Origin of the sequence: Streptomyces fuscigenes, from assembly GCF_021556455.1 — a bacterium.
Lineage (GTDB): Bacteria > Actinomycetota > Actinomycetes > Streptomycetales > Streptomycetaceae > Streptomyces > Streptomyces fuscigenes.
In genome coordinates this window covers 1-2,785 of the sequence record NZ_JAKGCV010000589.1, presented here as the reverse complement: position 1 = coordinate 2,785, position 2,785 = coordinate 1, and the positions used below count along the sequence as shown (strand labels likewise).

The 2,785-nt window shown below is 76.1% G+C and carries 5 protein-coding genes; 2 read left to right on the top strand and 3 right to left on the bottom strand.

Annotation, left to right across the window (positions count from 1 at the left end; genetic code table 11):
• The 3 genes from L1885_RS26685 to L1885_RS26675 form a co-directional block, all read right to left on the bottom strand.
• A partial coding sequence (locus tag L1885_RS26685; RefSeq protein WP_235799724.1) for an FAD-dependent monooxygenase occupies positions 1–226 on the bottom strand: 226 nt, incomplete at its 3' end.
• Positions 223–747: an isoprenylcysteine carboxyl methyltransferase family protein gene (locus L1885_RS26680; RefSeq protein ID WP_235799723.1), complete on the bottom strand. Its 525-nt coding sequence runs from the start codon at positions 745–747 to the stop codon at positions 223–225. The genes L1885_RS26685 and L1885_RS26680, both read right to left, overlap by 4 nt.
• 49 nt (positions 748–796) lie before the next feature.
• Complete coding sequence (locus L1885_RS26675) at positions 797–1,864, bottom strand: type III polyketide synthase (RefSeq protein ID WP_235799722.1); 1,068 nt, start codon at positions 1,862–1,864, stop codon at positions 797–799.
• A 198-nt stretch (positions 1,865–2,062) separates the two neighbouring features.
• On the opposite strand from L1885_RS26675, the gene L1885_RS26670 reads away from it, so the two are divergent.
• Both L1885_RS26670 and L1885_RS26665 read left to right on the top strand, forming a co-directional pair.
• Positions 2,063–2,644 (top strand): UbiA family prenyltransferase, encoded by a 582-nt coding sequence (locus tag L1885_RS26670; protein ID WP_308117406.1) that lies wholly within the window; start codon positions 2,063–2,065, stop codon positions 2,642–2,644.
• Between the two features lie 21 nt (positions 2,645–2,665).
• The coding region (locus L1885_RS26665; protein WP_268984563.1) for a YbaB/EbfC family nucleoid-associated protein at positions 2,666–2,785 on the top strand (120 nt) is incomplete at its 3' end.

Sequence of the window (2,785 nt, the reverse complement as noted above, 5' to 3'; positions counted from 1 at the left end):
GGTGCCTGCGCACGTACCGGATGCCGCGCAGCGGCCGGCCGGGCGGCGGCGCGACGCCGAGGGCGGCCAGCGCCGCGAGGCCGCTCGGCATCAGGCCCTCTCCGCAGGCCTTGTCGACGGCTCCCACCCGGGGTTCGAGGACCACCGTCTCGAAGCCCGCGGCCGTGGCGTGCAGCGCGGCGGCGAGCCCGGCCGGACCGCCGCCGGCCACCAGGACGTCGATCACGCGGGCGCGCCCGCCGTGTCCAGTGCGGCGTTCTCGCACCGTATCCGCACCGCCAGCAGCCACATGTTGAGGAGGGTGAACGCCAGCGCGGTCACCCAGGCGGTGTGGACGAGCGGCAGGGCGACGCCCTCGGCGACGACGGCCGCGTAGTTGGGGTGCCGCAGCCGGCGCAGCCGGTAGGGACCGGCCGCGACCAGGGGGAGGCCGGGGACGACGAGGACGCGGGTGTTCCAGCGCGGCCCGAGGGCGGTGATGCACCACCAGCGCAGGCCCTGCGCGAGCACGGCCAGGGCGAGCATCGGCCATCCGAGGGCGGGCAGGAAGGGCCGGTGGCCCCACCAGGCCTCGGCGAGGCAGCCGAGCAGCAGCCCGGTGTGCAGCACGACCATCGGCGGGTAGTGGCCCCGGCCGTGCTCGACGGCGCCGCGCGCGAGGCTCCAGCGCATGTTGCGGCGGGCCACCACCAGTTCGGCCAGGCGCTCCGCCCCCACGGCCAGGACCAGCGCGGTGTACCAGATCACGTCGCCTTCCCCCTCCTCTCGGTCCTCCGGGCCCCGTGCTCCCGGCCTCTCACCAGCGCAGCAGGACGAGTTCGGCGCAGAAGCCCGGTCCCATGGCGAGCATCAGGCCCGCGGTGCCGGGCTGCGGCGGCCGTTCGGCCAGGGTGTCACGCAGGACGTGCAGCACGGAGGAGGACGAGAGGTTACCGACCGCCTCGAGGGAACGCCACGTCATCTCCAGGGCGTCCGCGGGCAGGTCGAGCGCCTCCTCGACCGCCTGCAGGACCTTCGGGCCGCCGGGGTGGCACACCCAGGCCGTGATGTCCTCGCGGGCGAGTCCGTGTCCGGCGAGGAAGTCGTCGACGTCCTCGGCCAGGTTCTTGCGCACGAGGTCGGGCACGCTCGCGTCCAGCACCACCCGAAGGCCCGAGCCGGTCACGTTCCACCCCATCACGTCCTCGGTGCCGGGGTACATGCGGCTGCGCGAGTCGACGACGACCGGTCCCCGGCCCGCCCCCCGGTGGGCCTCCCGGTTCGCCCCGCAGGCGACGAGGGCGCCTGCGCCGTCCCCGAACAGGCCCGTCGCGACGAGGTTCGCGGCCGACGCGTCGTCCGGCTGGAAGGTGAGGCTGCACAGTTCGACGGACAGCAGCACGGCGACGTCGTCGGGCCGTCCCAGCAGGTGGTCGTGGAGCCGGGCGAGGCCCGCCGCACCCGCCACGCAGCCGAGCCCGAAGATCGGGATGCGCTTGACGTCGGGCCGCAGCCCGAGGCGGGGGACGAGCCGCGCGTCGACGGACGGGGCGCCGATGCCGGTGACGGAGGTGAACATCAGCAGGTCGACGTCGCGCGGCGACAGCCCGGCCGCGTCCAGCGCGCCGGACACCGCCTCGGCGCCGAGCGGCACGGCCGTCTCGATGAACACGTCGTTGGCGCGGCCGAAGTCGCCGAGGCCCGCGTACCGCTCGAGCGGCAGCGACATCGCGCGGCCCGCGACGCGGGCACCGGCGTGCAGCCGGTCCAGCAGGCGGCGGTCGGCGCCCTCGGGCAGGCACGTGCGCGCCACCATGTCGGTGATCTCGCGCTGCGGGTACCGGTGCGGGGCGAGCACGCCGTGCACGGCTGCGATGCGTGTCATCTGGAGTCCGATCAGCTGGGTAACGGAACATCACTGCCCGTGCTGCGTCCGGTCTCACGCCGGTTCGCCGGTTCGGCCCCGGTGGAAGCACCACGTCCCCTCTTCCCCCCGGGGCGGCTTCGCATGCGGCGCCGGGCGCGGGGGCCGTGCGGCCCCGCGTGCGGCTCGTGGCGGCGGGGACGTGCCTACGATGGGCGGATGGACGCCGTCGAACGTGCGGCACGGTCCGCGCCCGCCGCTCCCCAACGGCCCGCCTCCGGGGCCCTCTCGCTGCTCGGCGCCTGCCACCCGGGCCCGACGGCCGCCGTGACGGTGCTGGTCGCGGGGCTCGCCGTCGCGTCGGGGCAGGGCGCGCGGGGCACTCTGTTCGCCACCGCCGCCGTGTTCGCGGGGCAGTTGTCGATCGGCTGGAGCAACGACGCGGTGGACGCGGCGCGCGACGTGGCGGCGGGGCGGCGCGACAAACCCGTCGCGCGCGGTGCCGTGCCCGCCTCCGGGGTCCTCGCCGCGGCGCTCCTCGCGTTCGCGCTCTGCGTGCCCCTGTCCCTGCTGTTCGGGCCGCTGGCGGGCGCGGTGCACCTCGCGGGGGTGGCGGCGGCCTGGGCGTACAACCTGGGGCTGAAGGCGACCGTGCTCTCGCCGGTGCCCTACGCGGTCGGGTTCGGCTCGCTCCCCGCGTTCGTCGCCCTGGGGCTGCCGGGCGCCCCGGCGCCGGCCTGGCGGGTGGTCGTGGCGGTCGCGCTGCTGGGCGTGGGCGCCCGAGCGGGAACGGCGTCCTGAAGTAGCCGTCGAGGGCAGGAGCTGCTCCAGCAGGCCCAGAAGATGCAGCAGGACCTCGCGCAGGCGCAGGAGGAGCTGGCTGCGACCGAGGTCGAGGGCCAGTCCGGCGGAGGCCTCGTGAAGGCCACCGTCAACGGGTCC